The sequence below is a fragment of the Serratia sp. BNK-10 genome (genome assembly GCF_047456065.1).
GTDB lineage: Bacteria > Pseudomonadota > Gammaproteobacteria > Enterobacterales > Enterobacteriaceae > Serratia > Serratia ureilytica.
On the sequence record NZ_CP179894.1, the window covers coordinates 1,275,145 to 1,293,672 of the forward strand.

Here is an 18,528-nt window from a genome sequence, read left to right on the forward strand (position 1 = left end):
AATGTTGAACTCTGCAGCTTTCCCAAACACAGATTATTCCTATTCATATGAATCGTCAACATCGATCGATAGGTATCCGCCGATAGTTTATTCCTATCAAGAGGGGGCTTATGAATGTTTTAAACGATTTAACATTAAGAATATGCTTAGTCTATATTTCGTCCGGCAATGAGTTCATCGAGGCAACGCTCCTTTTCAGCAAGGGAGTGCTATCGCTGAGTGTATGCTCAGTGGCGGCAATATATATATAAGCCCGCCACTGAATCGATTATTTTATTGTTCTATGGAGCTGGAAATGAAAAAAGTATTATTGCCTTTGGCTGCCCTGGTATTGTCTGCAACTGCTTCCAACGCAATGGCAGCAAACGGCAACGTTAAATTCACCGGTGAAATTGTACAGTCCACCTGTAAAGTTGTTGATAAAGACCAGAATAAAGAAGTTTACCTGGGTAAATATCCTACCACCGCTTTCCCAACTGCCGGTTCTACCAGCGGTGCTAAAGCTTTCGATATTAGCCTGGAGAAATGTGAAGCGGGTAACTACACCCTGCGTTTCGACGGTAACACTCCAGCTGGCCACCCAGAGCTGTTGGCTGTAACTGGCGGCGCAACTGGCGTTGGCGTTGAAATTCTGGATAACAACGGTTCTACTCTGCCAATCTCTCAGGAAGTGGCTACCCCAGCTACCGTAACTGTTGCTGCTGATGGCGATAACCCAGGCGCTGCGACTTTCAACCTGCGCGCTCGTTACAAATCCTTCCAGGATCTGGTAACTGCCGGTCAGGCAAACTCTAACGCTACCTTCACCATCGAATACAAATAATTCGCTGGCAGGATAGATAGAGTTATTGGCCAAGGATGGCTAAATTTTGAGAGTTGAGACATTCCGATGAAAAAAATTCTGACTGGTATTTTATTCGCATTCTCTGTTAATGCCTTTGCCGGCATTCAGGTTGATGCGACGCGTGTCATCTATAACAGTGCAAGTAAATCCGCATCGCTCTCAATCAGCAATGACAGCGACGATACCTACATGGTGCAAACCTGGCTGGATACTGGTGACGCAAGCCAGATGCCTAAGAATTTGCCGATCGTGGTGACACCACCCATTTTGAAGCTGGCTGCCAAGAAAGACGCCATTTTGCGTTTTATTTATTCCGGCAGCGGTTTGCCGCAGGACAGAGAATCTCTGCTCTGGGTTAACGTACAGGAAATTCCGCCAACGCCTAAGCAAGATAACGTGCTGCAGGTGGCGATCCGTACCCGTATCAAACTGTTCTACCGCCCGGACTCGTTGAAAACCAACCTGCAGCAGCAGGCAGAAGCGCTGAAATGGACGCGCCAGGGCGGGAACTTGGTCGTGACCAACGATGGCCCGCTGTTCGTCACGCTGGGCGTATTGAACCTCAAGAGCGGCGGTAAAAGCTGGAAAGTGAACGCCGACATGGTCAAGCCACACGACAGCCTGCGTATTTCCCTGCCTCAGGGGGCGCAATCAGCCAGCAATATGTCGTTTACCTATATCAACGACTATGGCGGTCACACCGAGATTAAAAACGTCGCACTGAATTGATTTGAAGCACTTCAAGGAATGAAAGAAATGGCACACAAAAGAATAACAACCCTCGCGCCAAAACGTTTGGTGAAGCTGATTAATGGTGTAATTTATTTTTCTGCTGTGCCTTTTTCATTCTCACATATGGCCATGGCGGAGGAGCAGTTCAACACTTCCTTCATCCATGGCGATGACAATATCGCTCAGGTGGCGTCTTTGGCCAGCGGGGATGATATTCTGCCGGGTAAATATCCGTTTGATATCTATCTCAACGGGCAGCGTATCGATCACCGTGAAATCGAGTTCAAGAAAGAATCCAAGGACTCTCCTGTCGCACCGTGCCTGACGGCGGCGGACTATCAGGATTATGGCGTAAAGCTGCCTGGCGATCTGACCACCGCAGGTGCCGAGCAATGCTACGCATTGCCGCAGCAGATCTCCGGCGCCAAGCTGAACTATGACGCCGCCGTACAGCGTATGGATCTGGAAGTGCCGCAGGTGTTTCTGATCCCGCGTCCGCAAGGCGCCATTTCACCGAAAGTTTACGATCGTGGCATCAACGCCGGCTTTGTTAACTATAACTTTAGCGGCACTCATAACCGCTACGGCAACAACCAGAACGACAAGACTTCCGACTATTACTTCCTGAGCCTTAACAACGGCCTCAATATTGGCGATTGGCGCCTGCGCAACAACTCGACGTTGAATCAACAGTCGGGCGCCGGCACGCATTGGAAAAACATTTCCAGCTGGGCGGAGACGGATATTGTCTCTCTGCGCAGCCGTCTGGTGATCGGCCAGACCAACACCAATAACAACGTTTTCGACAGCATTCAGTTCCGCGGTGTGCAGATGTCCAGCGCCGACGACATGCTGCCGGAAAGCCAGCGCGGCTATGCGCCGGTGGTGCGCGGCGTGGCGACGACCAACGCGCGCGTTGAAGTGCGTCAGAACGGCTATACCATTTACAGTACCAACGTGCCGCCAGGGCCGTTTGCGCTGACGGACATTTTCCCAAGCACCTTGAGCGGTAACCTGGATGTGACGGTCATCGAAGCCAACGGTTCGAGAACCTCATTCGTCGTGCCATTCTCCTCGGTGCCGAACATGCTGCGCGAAGGGATTTGGAACTATCAGCTGACCGCCGGTAAATACCACGACGGCACCAGCCGCTATCAACCCAAGTTTGTACAAGGTACCTTGTCGCACGGCATGTCGTATGACATCACGCCTTACGGCGGCGTGCTGGTGGCGGAAAACTACCGTTCAGCGGTTGTGGGCCTGGGTAAAAACCTGGGGAACTGGGGGGCCGTTTCCTTTGATATGTCCTATTCCGACACCAACCTGGTGAACGGCGATGACAAGCAAGGGGAAAGTTTCCGTTTCCTGTATTCCAAGTCGCTCAACGATTGGGGGACGGAATTCCGCATTGCCGGTTACCGTTACTCGACCTCCGGCTATTATGATTTCTCCGATGCGGTTGCCGAGCGTGAACGCTATGAGAACGGCTATTACCGTAACGATTACTACGATCAAAACGATCGCAACCTGGGCGTACCGGACTGGGCGGAATCTCGCCGTCGCAGCTATTATACCAGCCGGTTCAACAACAAACGCCAGCGCGTTGAGCTGTCTGTCAACCAGCGCATCGCCGGTAATTCGACGCTGTACGCCAACCTCAGCAACCAGTCTTACTGGGGCGGGTCCGGCGAAGATCGCACCGTACAGACCGGTTTCAACAGCAGCTATAAAAATATCAGCTATGGCGTCTTCTATCAGGACAGCCGCAGCAACTACGGCTATAAAGATCGCAGCGTCAACCTGACCGTATCGATTCCGTTCAGCTTCTTCAGCAAGGATTCGTCGGATATGACCGCCAGCTTCAACGCCGGCCACAGCAAGCAGAGCGGCAATACCTACAGCGCCGGCCTGAGCGGCACCGCGCTGGATGACAACCGCTTGAACTATGCGGTGCAAAGCGGCCATGATCGTTATTCGGGCCAAACCAACTCGGCCAACGTCGGGTACCAGGGCAGCATGGGGAACATCAATGCCGGTTACAGCTACAGCAAAGATTATCAACAATCTTCGTTGGGCGTGGCGGGCGGCATCGTCGCACACTCCGGCGGCGTGACGTTGACCCAGCCGCTGCAGAACACCTTTGTGCTGGTGGAAGCCAAAGACGCCAAAGGCGTTCGCATCGAAAACCAACCGGGCGTCGCCATCGACCGCTTCGGTTACGCGGTAATGACCTCTGCGTCGCCATACCGTCATAACCGCGTGGCGCTGCGCACCGAAGATATCGGCAACGGCCTTGATATCCCGATGGCGGCGCGAGACGTGGTGCCGACTTACGGCGCAATCACCCGCGTGAAGTTTGAAACGCACACGGGCCAAAGCCTGTTGGTGCACAGCAAGATGGCCGACGGCGGCGTACCGCCGATTGGCGCCAACGTCTTCAGTGCGGACGGCAAGAACAACGGTACTGTCGGTACCAACGGCGATATTTATATTTCAGGGGCTTCCGCAGGGGATCGCCTGCTGGTGAAATGGGGCAACGACGCGGGCGAAAGCTGCTCACTGGTGGTGCCGGAATTGAAAGCGGCGACCGAACAGCTGATGGGTTATCAGGAACTTTCGCTGACCTGCGGAAAACCGTAAAAGGAAAGGATATGTCTTCTTTGTTAAAGCACAAGAATCTCGGGTTGGCGGCTGGGCTGCTGGTCACGCTGGGCGCGTTTTCTCAGAGCAGCTATGCGCTGTCTTGTAAGCAGAACGGCAGCATTCGCCAGGATATCGTGCTGGATAAAGCCATCAAGGTGTCGACCGCCAACACCGCGCCGGGCGCGTTGCTGTGGCGTTCGCAGACTTTTACTTCGACCTTCCAATGTACGGATGACTGGAACAACCCGAAAGGGGAGAACGCCTACCTGTACTGGGATCCGCAGTCCCGGATGAGTCAGATCCATAATTCGATCGAAGTGGGTGTCACTTATCAGGGGATCGATGTCAAACCGACTAAAGGCGCACGTCAGGACGTCGGTCCCGGCACGGAATGTCGCCGTTCGGGCAGCCGTTGTTTGTCTCCGGCCAGATCGCTGACGGTAACCGTGTCTTACGCCATCTACATTAAAGCAACCGGCAAGGCGCCGCCGGCCGGCGGCAAGATCAACGACAACAACTCGTACTCGGTATTTCAGGTTGATGGCGTCGGCGGCTTGAACGGCACGCCGAACAGTAACTTTAACGCCTACATTTCCGGGCTGGGCAATATTCAGTTTATTTCCTGCAACCCGAAAATCACCGTGGTGGCCAACAACGGCTCGACGGTGAATTTCGGCACTATCCCGCGTCAGAATGCGGTGGTGGGTAAAATCGAGAAACAGGTGCCGTTCTCGGTCGCCGCCAATATGTCCGATCCGACGACCGGTCAGGATTGCAAAGGTGAAACGTTGCAGGCCAGCTTTAGCACCACCTATCCACTGCAGGATAACAGCGTGATCCTGCCGACCAGCGACAGCGGTTTCGGGATTTTGATCTCGCAGGCGGCGACGCCGAATACGCCGATCATGATGAACAGCCCGGTCGATCTGGGCCTGGTCAACGGCACCATCGTTGAAAAGAACTTTATGGCCAGCCTGAAATGGTTGAGCACTAACCCGAAAGTGGGGCCGTTCAGCGCCTCGGCGAATATTGACGTCACCTTCAAATAATTCGGTGCCTGGTCAATAAAAGAAAGGGTTCAGTTCTCGCGAACTGAACCCTTTTTTGTGCCTTTACCGCGTGGATTAACGCAGCCCCATCCAGCTGGTGCATACGCCTTCCGGCAGTTTGCCGGCAAACCAGCGCGGTAAGGCGGGGGCGTCGCGGTGTTGCTCAGTCTGCGTCTGCGCCGGCTGCGCCGGCCACTCTGCGACGTCCCAGCGGGTGGTGCGGCGATACACCGCCGGGGTCTTGCCGAACTGTTTCTTAAAGGCGCGTGAGAACGAAGGCTGAGAGTCGAAATGGTACTGCAGGGCGATATCCAGGATCGGTCGTGGAGTGGAGCGCAGCGCCTGCGCCGCCTGCGATAGGCGCCGCTCGCGGATATAGCTGCCGAGCGCGTGGCCGGTGGTGCTGCGGAACATGCGCTGCAGGTGCCATTTGGAGTAGCCTGACTTGGCGGCGACGTTATCCAGCAGCAGCGGTTGGTCCAGATGAGTTTCAATCCAGTCTAGTAAATCGTGAATGATATTGACGCGATCCATGGTTTTAGTTCTCCCGCAAAAACGACATTCAGGTCACAGTGACTTAGCTTAATTATCCAAGAATATACTTTGATAATAGGCGTGACTACGCCGTTACGCAAGGGTAAACCGGGGGTAAATAGGTGGCCAAAAATGCTCTTTGAGCGGCAGGGGTATAGAAAAAAGGCCGCATAAAGCGGCCTTGTCAGCAGGAAACCACGGGGAATCAGTTAGTTTCCGGTTTCACTTCAATGTAGTTCAGACCCAGCACGCTGCTGGTGTAACCGCGGATCTTGTTGGTCATCTCGATATCGCCGTTCAGCTTGTGGCCGTAAGACGGGATGATCTCTTTCAGCTTGCTCTGCCATTCCGGCGTCGCCACTTTGTCTTTGAACACGGTTTCCATCAGATGCAGCATGATTGGCGCAGCGGTAGAAGCGCCCGGCGAAGCGCCCAGCAGAGCGGCGATGCTGCCGTCTTCAGAACTGACGACTTCGGTGCCGAACTGCAGCACGCCGCCTTTATCCGCGTCTTTCTTGATGATCTGCACGCGTTGGCCTGCGGTCCACAGCTTCCAGTCTGCCTGCTTGGCGTCCGGGAAGTACTCTTTCAGCGCGGCGAAGCGATCGTCGTCGTTCATCATCAGCTGGCCGACCAGGTATTTCACCAGATCGAAGTTATCCAGACCGACGTGGGTCATCGGCATCAGGTTCGAGGTGCTCAGCGAGTGCATCAGATCGAACAGCGAACCGTTCTTCAGGAACTTGCTGGAGAAGGTGGCGAACGGCCCGAACAGCAGCACGCGCTTGCCGTCCAGCATGCGGGTATCCAGGTGCGGCACGGACATCGGCGGTGAACCTACGCTGGCCAGGCCATACACTTTGGCCAGGTGCTGGTTGGCGATCGCCGGGTTGGTGGTGACCAGGAACTGGCCGCCGACCGGGAAGCCGCCGTAGCCGCCGGCTTCAGGGATGCCGGATTTCTGCAGCAGGGTCAGGGACGCGCCGCCTGCGCCGATGAACACGAACTTGGCGTTAACGGTGGTTTCTTTGCCGTCGCGGTTCAGATCGGCAACGGTCACGCTCCAGGTCTGGTCGGCGTTGCGCTTGATGTCGCGCACTTCGTGGCTCAGGTTCAGCTTGAACTTGTCGCTGGCGCTCAGCGCGTCAACCAGCTGGTGGGTGATCACGCCGAAGTTAACGTCGGTACCCAGCGGCATGCGGGTCGCGGCGATTTTCTGCGCCGGATCGCGGCCGTTCATCACCAGTGGCGCCCACTGCTTGATCTGCGCAGGATCTTCGGAGTATTCCATGCCGCGGAACAGGGTGCTGTGCTGCAGCGCCGCATAGCGTTTACGCAGGAAGTTGACGTTGTCGTCGCCCCACACGAAGCTCATGTGCGGCACGCTGTTAATGAAAGATTTCGGATCTTTCAGGACATTGTTTTTCACCTGATAAGACCAGAACTGGCGAGAGATTTCGAAAGACTCGTTGACCTTCACCGCCTTGCTGATGTCGATGGTGCCATCGGCTTTTTCCGGCGTGTAGTTCATTTCGCTGAAGGCGGAGTGCCCGGTACCGGCGTTGTTCCAGCCGTTGGAACTCTCTTCCGCTACGCCGTTCATGCGCTCGTACATGTCGATGGTCCAGGTCGGCTCCAGCTCATGCAGATAGGTACCCAAGGTGGCGCTCATGATGCCGCCGCCGATCAGAACCACGTCGACGGTTTTATTCTTCTCTTCAGCCGCCGCCTGTTGCGTAACGCCAAACAGGCTGAGACTGAAAATCAGGACGAGTAATTTTCTCATTGAATTAAATCTCTTGTGTGTAAATTCTACTCATTGCAGGTGAAAGAATTTAGCGGGAGTTACCCTGGAAATAATGAAGCCGACCGCCCGGCGAAAGCCGATAGGCAGCAATAATGCCTTTTTGTTAATAGGGTTTTTAACGAAAAGTGAACTATTGCAGGCCGTCCGGATGCAAATTGATCGGTTCACGTTACTGGCGGGGTATTATTGTTTGCGAGAATGTTAAAAACTACTTTTGTAACTAAAAAAAATGAATATAAGCAAAAAACGGCCGGTTGCTGTCGCAGGAATAAACAGAGAGGAGCGGAAGACAATATAACCGCGTTATTTTCATGGGTTAATTGCCGCGTAATTAGACGTTATTTCGTTATCACACAATAATTGCGGATTAATTGCAAATGCGCATCGGTAACCAATAATAAATGGCCGCCGTTGCGGGCGGCCATCGTTCAGAGGGCGGTTACTTGATGCCCATCGCATCGCGCATGGTGAAGAACAGATCGGTCTGATCGGTCAGGCCCACTACGTTGGCGGCGTGCGGGCCGTAGGCCGCGACGCGCAGCTGGGTGCCGGTGTGTCCCTGAGATTCCTCTTCAGAGTTGCCGTAGCTGAGGGTCATCGGCGCGCCGTCCTTGGTGGTCAGCTTTTGGGTCAGGCCCGGCGCTTTGGCGTCGGCGGCGACGATCTGGCTGGCGTGCGCGTGGTCGGCGGTGACGATCACCAGCGTGTTGCCGTCGGCGCGGGCGAAGGCCAGCGCTTTTTGTACCGCTTCGTCCAGATCGACGGTTTCGCCAATCTGCCCGCACGGGTTGGCGGCGTGATCCTGTTTATCGATCGACGCGCCCTCGACCTGCAGGAAGAAGCCGTTCGGGTTGTCTTTCAGCAGCGCGATCGCTTTTTCGGTCATCGCCGCCAGCGTTGGCGTGGCGGCGGTGCGCGCCGGGTTGTTTTCGCAGGTCACTGCCGGTTTGTCGAGGTTGCCGTGGTAGCTGGCTTTCGGCCCCAGCCAACGCACCGGCATATTGCCGTCGGCAAACAGCCCCAGCAGCGGTTTTTGCTGGTTGGCGAGGGTAACGGCCTGCAGTTCGTCGGTGTTGCTCACCCACTGATAACCCTGCGCCGCCGCCTGGTCCTTCAGCGATTTTCCTTGCCATTCGCCGCTTTTCGCCAGCTGGTTGAACGATTTCGCGCCGCCGCCCAGCGTGACGTCGGCGCGGGTTTTCAGCAGTTGTTCGGTGATGGAGCCGCGGCCGCCGTTTTCCAGCGCGTTAGCGGCGCATTTCTCGCTGGTTTCCTCCGGGCCATAGCACTTGCGTGAGATGACGTGGGAGACCAGCGCTGCCGGCGTGGCGTCTTGCAACTCGGCGGTGGAGACGTTGCCGGTGGCCTTGCCGGCCGCCTTGGCGATCTCCAGCAGCGTCGGTTGATCCTTGCCGTTCACGTCCACGCCGAGCGCGCCGTTATAGGTTTTCACCCCGGTGGCCCAGGCGGTGGCGGAGGCGGCGGAGTCGGTCACGTAGTCCGGCTTGTGGGTTTTCCTGTCCAGCGAGTAATGGGTGTATTGTCCGGTCAGCGGCAGGGCGTCGATGCCCTTGAAGTAACCGCCTGCGCCTTCGGCGTAGTTGCGCGCGGCGGTGATCTCGGAATCCCCCATGCCGTCGCCGATCAGCAGGATCACGTTTTTCGCCGTTTTGTCCGACAGCGACGCCTTCAGCGCGGCGGTCTGATCGCCGGCCAGACGGCGGGCGCCGCCCGGTTCGACGAGGTTGCCGCGCGCGGCGCGATCGGTCAGGCCATCGGCATTGGCCGAGGTTTCCGCTGCGATGGCGGAGGAACAGAGCAGGGCGGACAGTACGGCGCCGGCGATCAGGGATACAGCAGGTTGCATGGGGTAAGCTCCTTGTCGTAATACAACAATGTAAATAACATCAAATTGTTACGAAAGGAGAGTAGAGCAGAGGGATGACAATTTTATGACAGCGGAAGGCGGGACGGCCCGGCGGCCATCCCGTTTGACGATCAGGCCGCGCGCGCCGGGATAGCGAGCCCACGCTGCACCGCCGGGCGCGCCAGACCGCGCTCCAGCCACTGCGCGACGCGAGGGAAACTGTCGAACTCCACCAGTTCGCGCGCCTCATAGAAGCCGATCAGGTTGCGCACCCAGCCCAGCAGCGAGATATCGGCGATGGTGTACTCCGCGCCCATGATCCAGTCGCGGCCTTTAAGGCGCGTTTCCAATACGCCGAGCAGGCGTTTCGATTCGTTTTTGTAGCGCTCCAGCGGTCGCTTGTCTTCATATTCGCGCCCGGCGAATTTATGGAAGAAACCGAGCTGGCCGAACATCGGGCCGACGGCGGCCATCTGGAAGAACACCCATTGAATGGTTTCGTAACGCTGCGCCGGGTCCTGTGGCAGGAAACGGCCGCTCTTTTCCGCCAGGTAGAGCAGAATGGCGCCGGATTCGAACAGCGGCAGCGGCCGGCCGCCGGGGCCGTCGGGATCGATGATCGCCGGGATCTTGCCGTTCGGGTTCAGCGCCAGGAATTCCGGCGTCCAGGTTTCGTTGTTGCCGATGTCGATCAGGTGCGCTTCATAAGGCAGGTCGATCTCCTCCAGCATGATGGAGACTTTGACGCCGTTCGGCGTCGGCAGAGAGTAGAGCTGCAGCCGTTCCGGATGCTGAGCCGGCCAGCGTTTGACGATCGGGAATTGGGTGGAATCAAGCATGGAAACTCCTCAGGTTGGCGGGGTCGCTTAAGCGTACCCCTAGAGTATTGCAGTAAAACTACCCTGTCGCCGGGTTACACCGTGAGGTCAAAATGTGCGGCCAGCGCTTTTTTACCGGCGGGGGGCAGCTGCAGCTCGCGGCTGTCGAGCCGGCGAAGGATCCAGCCGCGTTGGATAAAGGCGGCTAACAGCGCGGCGCCCAGCGCGCCGCCGAGGTGAGAGCGGCGTTCGCTCCAGTCCAGGCAGCCGCAGGCGAAGCGGCGGCGGGTGGGAGCGGGGGAGCAATCGACGCCCAGCCGCGCCAGCGCGGCCTGCCCGGCGCCACTTAACCGGTAGTCTGCCTCGCCGGTCAGCCAGTTCAGCGCATGCAGCCGATCGTGCAGCTTCACCGCCACCTCGCCCGCCATATGGTCGTAGCAGGTGCGAGCATATTGCAGCGAGGTGGGCGTGCGGCTTTTCAGCGACGGGCGCGGCACGCCCGCCAGCGCCATCAGGCCTTCCAGCGCTGCGGCCACCGGTTGCCCGGCCAGTCGGAAATAGCGATAGCGCCCCTGTTTGACACAGGCAATCAACTGCTGCTCCAGCAGCTTCGCCAGATGTGCGCTGGCGGTGGACGGGGCGACCTCGACCGCCGCGCTGAGCTCGGTAGCGGTGTAGGCGCGCCCGTCCATCAACAGGCACAGCATGCGCGCCCGGGTGCGGTCGGCGATGGCGGCGCTCAGCGCCGCTAAACGATCTTCTATCTCGATGTTATGCATACTTCGAGGTTAGACGAAGTATGGCTGTGCGTCCATTGCTAGCCTGTGGTCATCGCACTTTGGTGCTGTGCGGCCGTATTCGCTGGATATTGATGAGCGGGCGTTGAAACCGGTGCAGTGGCGCCATTCTTACCCTGCGCGCGTACCGGAATTTTACCGTTGAGAGGAGAAGATAATGATCGCCGTGATTTTTGAACTGCAGGCCGCCGATGGGCAGCGCGATACCTATCTGGCGCTGGCGGCGGAGCTGAAGCCGCTGCTGGCGCAGATCGACGGATTCATTTCCATCGAGCGCTTTCAAAGCCTGGCCGATCCTGCGCGCCTGCTGTCGCTCTCTTTTTGGCGCGACGAAGCGGCGGTGCAACAGTGGCGCAATCTCGAACAGCATCGGGCGGCGCAGGCGCGCGGCCGTGGCGAGGTGTTGGCGCAGTATCGGCTGCGGGTGGCGGAAGTGGTGCGGGACTACGGGCTGGAGAGCCGCGAGCAGGCGCCACAGGATAGCCGTTGTTATCACGCACAGAGCAAACCTGCGTCGGAAGCGAATTGACAACGCTGCACGGTTGTCATATTCATTAGCTATGAAAAAATCCTACCGCCCATTCGCGAAAATTATTATCACCCTTCTCCAGAGGGTGGGATAGCGCGTGTGTCGCCAATAAAAACCCGCCGGCAGGCGGGTTTTTTTATCCCCTTCCGGCAACGACCGGAGAACGTCATGAAAACCTACCCTGCAGTTTTACACCTGATGTGCGGCAAGGCCGGCGCAGGCAAATCGACGCTGGCGCAGCGTTTGGCCCAGCAGCCGCAAACGCTGTTGCTGAGTGAAGATGCGTGGCTGGCGACGCTGTATGAACAGGAGATGGCCAGCCTGCAAGACTACGCGCGCTGTTCCGATCGGTTGCGGCGGGCGCTGGGCGGGCACCTCGTTCAGCTGCTGCGCGGCGGTTGGTCCGTGGCGCTCGATTTCCCGATGAATACGCCGGACAGGCGGCGCTGGGCCAAAGCCTTGGCGGAGGAGGCCGGCGTCGCGCACTGCCTGCACTTTCTCGACGTCAGCCATGCGCAGTGCCTGAGCCGGATAACGCTGAGAAATGCGCGCGGCGAGCACCCGTTTACACTGAGCGAGGCGGAGTTTGAGCACCTGGCGCAGTACTTTGTTCCCCCGTCGGAAGAGGAAGGGATGACCGTCTTGCGTTATGGCGAACGGGACTGAAAACCGGCGCCATGACGGCGCCGGCAACAGGGTTAGGCTTCGGCGTTAAACGCGTTGTGGAAGGTGACCTCCGCGCACGGCAGCGCGCCCTGGAAGGCGACGGCGCGGAAGTAGTTTTGCGGCACGCCTGGCAGGGTCAGCGTGCTTTGTGCCTGAAAGCCGAAACGGCCGTAATAGTTCGGATCGCCCAGCACTACGCAGCCTGCGGCGCCACGCTCCTGCAGCTCGGCCAGCAGCTGGCGGATAAGCCGGTTGCCGATCCCCTGGTTCTGACAGGCCGGCAGCACCGACACCGGCGCCAGCCCGTACCACCCGGCGGCGCCGTTGCTGAGTACGACCGGCGAGACGGACGCGTGCCCGATCGGTGTGCCATTTTGCTCGGCGACAAGCGACAGGGTGAGAGCTCCCGCCGCGCGCAGCGCATTGACGATAAACTGCTCGGTGTGGCTGCTGTGTTCGGCATGCAAGAATGCGGCGGCGGTCAGGGTGGCGATGGCGCCGACGTCGGCCGGCGTTTCGTGGCGTAACGTGATGTTCATGGTTGTATCCTGATTAAATAAGGCTGTGCCGACCGGGCTGCCTGCCCGGCCGGTATCGATGATTAACGGTTATCCAGCTGCGCCCGCACGGCCTTGAGCCCGGCGAAGGTGACGCGATAAGGGCGCCCCTGGCGAGAGAGGATCAGGCGTTTGGTTTTTAGCTTGGTGAAGACGGCCAGCGAGCAGTCGGCCAGGCCGAGCCCTTCGCGGGTGTAGCATTCAACGTGGGTGACGCGACCCGCGTCGTTGCGGGTGAAGGCGATATAGCCGCCTTTGGCCAACACGTGCAGCACGCGTTGTTCCGCTTTGGAAATGTTCATGTTGGGAGATCCTGTAATAACCCCAGATACGCGCATCCCCGCGCAAACGCACGTCGGATACGTCAGAGTCCCTCGCCATGCGGCAAGGAAGCGACTATCGGGTGGTTACAATCTCCAACATACAGGCCTCGGGCAGTGAAAAACGCCAGGGCGGCGTTTCAGCGCAGTTAATGTAGCCAATGGCCGGTTGGCTGTCAATTTGCCGGCGACGCGGGCCGCCGGCGCAAGGCCAATCAGAAAGGCTTGGTCGGCAGGTATTTGCCGTCCAGGGTGATCACCGCGCGTTCGCCGCCGTCCGGATCGGGCACCTTCTTGATATCCAGCTTGAAGTTGATGGCGCTGATGATGCCGTCGCCAAACTGCTCGTGCACCAGCGCTTTCAGCGTGGAGCCGTAGACCTGCAGCATTTCATAGAAACGATAAATGGTCGGGTCGGTCGGCACGCCGCCGGGAATGCTGCCGCGCAGCGGGATGGTTTGCAGCAGCTGCACCGCTTCTTCATCCAGCCCCAGCTTGGCCGCCACCGTGCGCGCCGCCGGTTCCGGCAGCGCATGCTGCCCCAGCAGGGCGGCGGTGACGAACGCCAGACTGAGACCGGTGCCCTCGGCCAGCGCTTCGAACGTCAGGTTATGGCGGATCTTGGCGGCCATGATGGTGTCGGTGAGCGCTTCGCGCGGGGCTGCGTTGTGCAGAGAGTGTGTCATGTTGGCTCCTTTTGTGGGCTTAAAAACGGGCGTTCGCCGGTGTGGCGGTCACCTCGGGATGGGTGGCGAGCGGCACGAAGCGGCGGGTTTCGCCGTCCAGCGCCTCGATAGCGCCGCTGGCGATGTCATAGACCCAGCCGTGCAACGCCAGGCGGCCCTGATCCAGCGCCAGGGCGACGGAAGGGTGCGTTTTGATGTTGTTGAGTTGGGCGATGACGTTCTCGCGCACCATAGACGCGACCCGCGCTTCGTCGCAGGCGTGCGGATAAGCCTGATTGACCGCCTTGGCGGAATCGGCGTAACGCAGCCAGCCGGCGACCGTCGGCAGGTGATCCAGACACTGGCAGGTGGCGATGGCGGTCATCGCGCCGCAGTCGGAATGGCCGCAGATCACGATATCTTCCACGCCCAGCGCGGCGACGGCGTACTCGACCGAGGCGGTCACCCCGCCGGGTTCGGGGCCGAAAGACGGCACGATGTTACCGGCGTTGCGGATAACGAACAGATCGCCCGGCTCGCGCTGGGTGACCAGCTCCGGCACCAGGCGGCTGTCGGAACACGAGATAAACAGCGTGCGCGGATTTTGGCGGGTCGCCAGCCGCTGAAACAGCGCCGTGCGTTCAACAAAGGCTTCGCGCTGAAACTTCAGGAAGCCTTCAATCACCTCTTTCATTGTCTTTCTCCCTGGGGGGTAAGCGATGACGGCATGATGAACGCTTCTGGCTATAGGGTCTAAGACCCATTTATAATGCTGGCTATAGGTTTTACTAATAGCTGGGGCGCTATGCTGCTGCGACATATCCGATATTTTCTGGCCGTTGCCGAACAGGGCAATTTCACCCGCGCCGCCGAAGCGCTGCACGTCTCGCAACCGACGCTCTCCCAACAGATCAAACAGTTGGAGGATGCGCTGGGAGCGCCGCTGTTCGATCGCAGCGGCAGAAGGGTGCAGCTCACCGACGCCGGTGAGGCCTGGATGCGCTATGCGCGCCTGGCGCTGCAGGATCTGGACGCCGGCGCGCGGGCGATCCATGACGTGGCGACGCTGGCGCGCGGCCATTTGCGGCTGGCGATGACCCCGACGTTCACCGCCTATCTGGTGGGGCCGACGATTGATGCGTTCTATCGCCGCTACCCGGGGATTACGCTGAGCATTGAGGAGATGGCGCAAGAGCGGATCGAGGCGCTGCTGGCGCAGGATCGGCTGGATCTGGGGATTGCCTTTGAGATGGCGCAGTCGGCGGAGGTGGAAGCGATGCCGTTGTTCAGCGAGACGCTGGAGCTGATGGTCGGCGCTGAACATCCCCTGGCGGCGCGGCGTCGGCCGCTGACGCTGGCGGAATGGCAGCATCTGCCGCTGGCCTTGCTGAGCGGCGACTTCGCCACGCGGCAGTTTATCGATCGCTACTGCACGCAGTTGGGGTTTCGGCCGCAGGTGGCGGTGGAGGCCAATGCGCTGGGCGCCATCGTCGAGATCGTGCGGCGCGGGCAGCTCGCTACGCTGTTGCCGGCCGCGATTGCGCGCGAGAACCGGCAGTTGAAAAAGGTGGCGCTGGCCAACGCCATGCCGGCCCGTCAGGCGGTATTGCTGCAGCGCCAAGGCGCTTACCGCAGCGCCGCCGCGCAGGCGTTTATCGCCGTCTTGCAGGAACAGGGCGTTACGCCAACGCACTCCAGCGCTGCGTCATCCCCAGCAGATGCACCAGCCCGAAGCCGAGGCAAATCAGCGAGCTGACGACGATGAAGCGTTGGCTGCGTCCGGTATCGCGCAGGGCGAAAGGGCCGGCGACACCGCGCAGCAGGTAGATAAAGGTGATGATAAACAGCGCGGGCCGCAGCAGCGGCAGCGGTGCGATCAGGCCCGCGCCGGACAGCGCATACAGCGCCCAAATAAACAGCACCAGCGCGATACCAGCGGTGACGACGGCCGGGAACTTTTTACCCGCTTCCGCCGCCTTAATGAAGCGATCGCCGGCGCCGCACAGCCGATAGCCGCGCGGCCCGGCGGCGATCACCCAAATATGCAGCAGGGCGGCGATGGCGCTCAGCGCGGCGCCGATCAGCAGCGCGGTGTTATAGAGGTGTGGCATGGTTCAGCATCCTTGTCCTAAATCAGTCTGGTATCAAGCGTAGACCAGAATGGGTAAGTCAGGCCGGGGGGAGCTCAACGGCCGACATTTGCAGCGCGTCTTCAGGCACTACGTGCGCCTGCGCATCGATAAATGCCAGCTGCACCGGCAGCCCGCTGCGTTTATCCACCAGTTGAACGTGGGGGCTGTCATGCAGAATATGCCGGTGGCCCCACGCCATCAGCGCAACCAGGATAGGCCCCAGGCTGCGCCCCTTGTCCGTCAAGACATATTCATGTCGTTCGCGCTCGCCCGGCTCCCGGTAAGCGCGTTTGGCCAACAGTTCTTGTTCTACCATGGCATTCAGACGGTTGCTCAACGCCTGGCGTGAAGCACCGATATTCTCGCGCAGCTCTTCAAAACGGCGGACGCCGTAGAATGACTCGCGCAGGATCAGTAACGTCCAGCGATCGCCAAGCAGATCCGCGGCCTGCGCCAGCCCGCACAGGGCAAGAGAAACGGTAGGGAGATCGGGAGATTTTGACATGGGCATTTTCCTTCGCTAATCTAAGTCTTGCTTTTAGACTTAGCTATATTCAAGGAGAGTATAATGCCATTTGTTAATGTGCAAACGGTGAAAGGCATGCTGGATGAACGGCAAAAAAGCGAATTGCTGTCCCGCATTACCGAACTGCTGGTAGAGATAGAAGGGCGAGGCGATCCGGCGTTCAGGCAGTCGGTTTGGGTCCGAATCGATGAACATGCGCCCGAACAATGGAGCCTGGGCGGCGTGCAGCCGACGGCGGCGATGATTGCCGCGAAGTTCCCGCCGCGTTAATTCAGCTATGCCGCCTGCGAAAAGGATCGGATGCCGCAGGCGCCGCTCAAAATGTCACCGAAACTTCCCGCGATCTCTGCACCCCGTTGTGGCATAATGCGCGCCAAATCACATTCCCTATGTATAAAGAGCGAGCGCTGTGTTAAGCACTAACAACATCACCATGCAGTTCGGCAGTAAGCCGTTGTTTGAAAACATCTCTGTCAAATTCGGCGGCGGCAACCGTTACGGCCTGATCGGCGCCAACGGCTGCGGCAAGTCCACCTTTATGAAAATCCTCGGCGGCGATCTGGCGCCGAGCGGCGGCAACGTGTTCCTCGATCCGAACGAGCGCCTGGGTAAACTGCGTCAGGATCAGTTCGCCTTTGAGCAGTACAGCGTGCTGGATACCGTGATCATGGGCCACACCGAACTGTGGGCGGTGAAGGAAGAGCGCGACCGCATCTACGCCATGGCGGAGATGAGCGAAGAAGACGGCTATAAAGTGGCCGATCTGGAAGTGGCCTACGGCGAAATGGACGGCTACAGCGCCGAAGCGCGCGCCGGCGAACTGTTGCTCGGCGTGGGTATTCCGGTTGAGCAGCACTATGGCCCGATGAGCGAAATCGCCCCGGGCTGGAAGCTGCGCGTGTTGCTGGCGCAGGCGCTGTTCTCCGATCCGGAAATCCTGCTGCTCGACGAACCGACCAACAACCTGGACATCGACACCATTCGCTGGCTGGAAAACGTGCTCAACGAGCGCAACAGCACCATGATCATCATCTCGCACGACCGTCACTTCCTGAACATGGTCTGCACCCACATGGCGGATCTGGACTACGGCGAACTGCGCGTTTACCCGGGCAACTACGACGAATACATGACCGCCGCCACCCAGGCGCGCGAGCGTCTGCTGGCGGACAACGCCAAGAAGAAGGCGCAGATCAATGAGCTGCAATCGTTCGTCAGCCGCTTCAGCGCCAACGCCTCCAAATCCAAGCAGGCCACCTCGCGCGCTCGTCAGATCGACAAGATCCAGCTGGAAGAGGTGAAAGCCTCCAGCCGCCAGAACCCGTTCATCCGCTTCGAGCAGGACAAGAAGCTGTTCCGTAATGCGCTGGAAGTGGAAGCGCTCACCAAGGGCTTCGATGAAGGCCCGCTGTTCAGCAAGCTGAACCTGATGGTGGAAGTGGGCGAGAAGGTCGCGGTGCTGGGCGCCAACGGCATCGGTAAAACCACCCTGCTGAAAACGCTGGTGGGCGACGCGCAGCCGGACAGCGGCACCGTGAAATGGTCGGAAAACGCCCGTATCGGTTACTACGCGCAGGATCACGAATACGAGTTCGACGACACCCTGACCGTGTTCGACTGGATGAGCCAGTGGAAGCAGGAAAAAGACGACGAGCAGGCGGTGCGCAGCGTGCTGGGCCGTTTGCTGTTCAGCCAGGACGACATCAAGAAGAAAGTGAAGGTGCTGTCCGGTGGTGAGAAGGGCCGCATGCTGTTCGGCAAGCTGATGATGCAGCGCCCGAATATTCTGGTGATGGACGAACCAACCAACCACCTGGATATGGAATCCATCGAATCGCTGAACATGGCGCTGGAGATGTACGAAGGCACGCTGATCTTCGTCTCCCACGACCGTGAGTTCGTCAGCTCGCTGGCGACGCGTATTCTGGAAATCACCCCGAACAAGGTGATCGACTTTACCGGCAACTACGAAGACTATCTGCGCAGCCAGGGCATCGTGTAACCCTCGCGGCAACGCATCAGGGCGGGAATTATCCCGCCCT

At 58.8% G+C, this 18,528-nt stretch carries 20 protein-coding genes; 9 read left to right on the forward strand and 11 right to left on the reverse strand.

Going from position 1 to position 18,528, the window contains the following annotated elements:
- Positions 1-295: 295 nt before the first annotated feature.
- The 4 genes from ACMGG9_RS06235 to ACMGG9_RS06250 all read left to right on the forward strand — a co-directional run bounded on the left by ACMGG9_RS06235 (position 296) and on the right by ACMGG9_RS06250 (position 5,268).
- Positions 296-823 carry a fimbrial protein gene (locus tag ACMGG9_RS06235; RefSeq protein ID WP_004939088.1) on the forward strand — a complete coding sequence of 176 codons (528 nt, stop codon included), beginning with the start codon at positions 296-298 and terminating at the stop codon, positions 821-823.
- A gap of 66 nt (positions 824-889) precedes the next feature.
- On the forward strand, positions 890-1,573 hold the full coding sequence (locus ACMGG9_RS06240) for a molecular chaperone (protein WP_033642410.1): 684 nt from the start codon (positions 890-892) through the stop codon (positions 1,571-1,573).
- Between the two features lie 27 nt (positions 1,574-1,600).
- A complete protein-coding gene (locus tag ACMGG9_RS06245; protein ID WP_414161984.1) occupies positions 1,601-4,216 on the forward strand; it encodes a fimbria/pilus outer membrane usher protein in 2,616 nt (871 codons plus the stop codon).
- Between the two features lie 11 nt (positions 4,217-4,227).
- Complete coding sequence (locus ACMGG9_RS06250; protein ID WP_197760134.1) at positions 4,228-5,268, forward strand: fimbrial protein; 1,041 nt, start codon at positions 4,228-4,230, stop codon at positions 5,266-5,268.
- 75 nt (positions 5,269-5,343) lie between these two features.
- Here the strand turns inward: ACMGG9_RS06250 and ACMGG9_RS06255 are convergent, their stop codons facing one another.
- From ACMGG9_RS06255 to ACMGG9_RS06275, 5 genes are all read right to left on the reverse strand, one after another.
- A complete protein-coding gene (locus ACMGG9_RS06255; RefSeq protein WP_046686691.1) occupies positions 5,344-5,802 on the reverse strand; it encodes a helix-turn-helix domain-containing protein in 459 nt (152 codons plus the stop codon).
- Between the two features lie 205 nt (positions 5,803-6,007).
- On the reverse strand, positions 6,008-7,588 hold the full coding sequence (gene mqo / locus ACMGG9_RS06260) for a malate dehydrogenase (quinone) (protein WP_414161985.1): 1,581 nt from the start codon (positions 7,586-7,588) through the stop codon (positions 6,008-6,010).
- A gap of 460 nt (positions 7,589-8,048) precedes the next feature.
- Positions 8,049-9,476, reverse strand: a complete 1,428-nt coding sequence (gene phoA, locus ACMGG9_RS06265; protein ID WP_414161986.1) for an alkaline phosphatase — start codon at positions 9,474-9,476, stop codon at positions 8,049-8,051.
- Between the two features lie 131 nt (positions 9,477-9,607).
- Positions 9,608-10,315 carry a glutathione S-transferase N-terminal domain-containing protein gene (locus ACMGG9_RS06270; protein ID WP_414161987.1) on the reverse strand — a complete coding sequence of 236 codons (708 nt, stop codon included), beginning with the start codon at positions 10,313-10,315 and terminating at the stop codon, positions 9,608-9,610.
- Positions 10,316-10,389: 74 nt separating this feature from the next.
- Entirely contained in the window at positions 10,390-11,073 is a 684-nt protein-coding gene (locus ACMGG9_RS06275; protein ID WP_414161988.1) for an ArsR/SmtB family transcription factor, read from the reverse strand.
- A 175-nt stretch (positions 11,074-11,248) separates the two neighbouring features.
- Here ACMGG9_RS06275 and ACMGG9_RS06280 point away from each other — a divergent pair, with 175 nt between their 5' ends.
- Positions 11,249-11,620: an antibiotic biosynthesis monooxygenase family protein gene (locus ACMGG9_RS06280; RefSeq protein WP_414161989.1), complete on the forward strand. Its 372-nt coding sequence runs from the start codon at positions 11,249-11,251 to the stop codon at positions 11,618-11,620.
- Between the two features lie 168 nt (positions 11,621-11,788).
- The gene (locus ACMGG9_RS06285; RefSeq protein ID WP_060659748.1) at positions 11,789-12,286 is read left to right on the forward strand and encodes an AAA family ATPase; all 498 of its coding nucleotides are present in this window, start codon (positions 11,789-11,791) and stop codon (positions 12,284-12,286) included.
- A gap of 32 nt (positions 12,287-12,318) precedes the next feature.
- Here ACMGG9_RS06285 and ACMGG9_RS06290 read toward each other — a convergent pair whose 3' ends face one another.
- The 4 genes from ACMGG9_RS06290 to ACMGG9_RS06305 all read right to left on the reverse strand — a co-directional run bounded on the left by ACMGG9_RS06290 (position 12,319) and on the right by ACMGG9_RS06305 (position 14,522).
- Positions 12,319-12,825: a GNAT family N-acetyltransferase gene (locus ACMGG9_RS06290; RefSeq protein WP_147837787.1), complete on the reverse strand. Its 507-nt coding sequence runs from the start codon at positions 12,823-12,825 to the stop codon at positions 12,319-12,321.
- 62 nt (positions 12,826-12,887) lie between these two features.
- Positions 12,888-13,145: a YjhX family toxin gene (locus tag ACMGG9_RS06295; RefSeq protein WP_004939031.1), complete on the reverse strand. Its 258-nt coding sequence runs from the start codon at positions 13,143-13,145 to the stop codon at positions 12,888-12,890.
- A gap of 233 nt (positions 13,146-13,378) precedes the next feature.
- The gene (gene cynS / locus ACMGG9_RS06300) at positions 13,379-13,849 is read right to left on the reverse strand and encodes a cyanase (RefSeq protein ID WP_033650583.1); all 471 of its coding nucleotides are present in this window, start codon (positions 13,847-13,849) and stop codon (positions 13,379-13,381) included.
- Positions 13,850-13,868: 19 nt separating this feature from the next.
- On the reverse strand, positions 13,869-14,522 hold the full coding sequence (locus ACMGG9_RS06305; RefSeq protein WP_164107260.1) for a carbonic anhydrase: 654 nt from the start codon (positions 14,520-14,522) through the stop codon (positions 13,869-13,871).
- A gap of 111 nt (positions 14,523-14,633) precedes the next feature.
- On the opposite strand from ACMGG9_RS06305, the gene cynR reads away from it, so the two are divergent.
- Positions 14,634-15,584 carry a transcriptional regulator CynR gene (cynR, locus tag ACMGG9_RS06310; protein ID WP_048322586.1) on the forward strand — a complete coding sequence of 317 codons (951 nt, stop codon included), beginning with the start codon at positions 14,634-14,636 and terminating at the stop codon, positions 15,582-15,584.
- Here the strand turns inward: cynR and ACMGG9_RS06315 are convergent.
- Both ACMGG9_RS06315 and ACMGG9_RS06320 read right to left on the reverse strand, forming a co-directional pair.
- A complete protein-coding gene (locus tag ACMGG9_RS06315) occupies positions 15,508-15,939 on the reverse strand; it encodes a hypothetical protein (RefSeq protein WP_019454439.1) in 432 nt (143 codons plus the stop codon). The two genes, cynR and ACMGG9_RS06315, sit on opposite strands and share 77 nt — an antisense overlap.
- 58 nt (positions 15,940-15,997) lie before the next feature.
- Positions 15,998-16,465, reverse strand: coding sequence for a winged helix-turn-helix transcriptional regulator (locus tag ACMGG9_RS06320; protein WP_033642428.1), 468 nt, complete (start codon positions 16,463-16,465; stop codon positions 15,998-16,000).
- Between the two features lie 63 nt (positions 16,466-16,528).
- Here ACMGG9_RS06320 and ACMGG9_RS06325 point away from each other — a divergent pair, with 63 nt between their 5' ends.
- Positions 16,529-16,756 carry a tautomerase family protein gene (locus ACMGG9_RS06325; protein WP_033650586.1) on the forward strand — a complete coding sequence of 76 codons (228 nt, stop codon included), beginning with the start codon at positions 16,529-16,531 and terminating at the stop codon, positions 16,754-16,756.
- Between the two features lie 139 nt (positions 16,757-16,895).
- On the forward strand, positions 16,896-18,488 hold the full coding sequence (locus tag ACMGG9_RS06330) for an ABC-F family ATPase (RefSeq protein ID WP_233788189.1): 1,593 nt from the start codon (positions 16,896-16,898) through the stop codon (positions 18,486-18,488).
- Positions 18,489-18,528 lie beyond the last annotated feature (40 nt).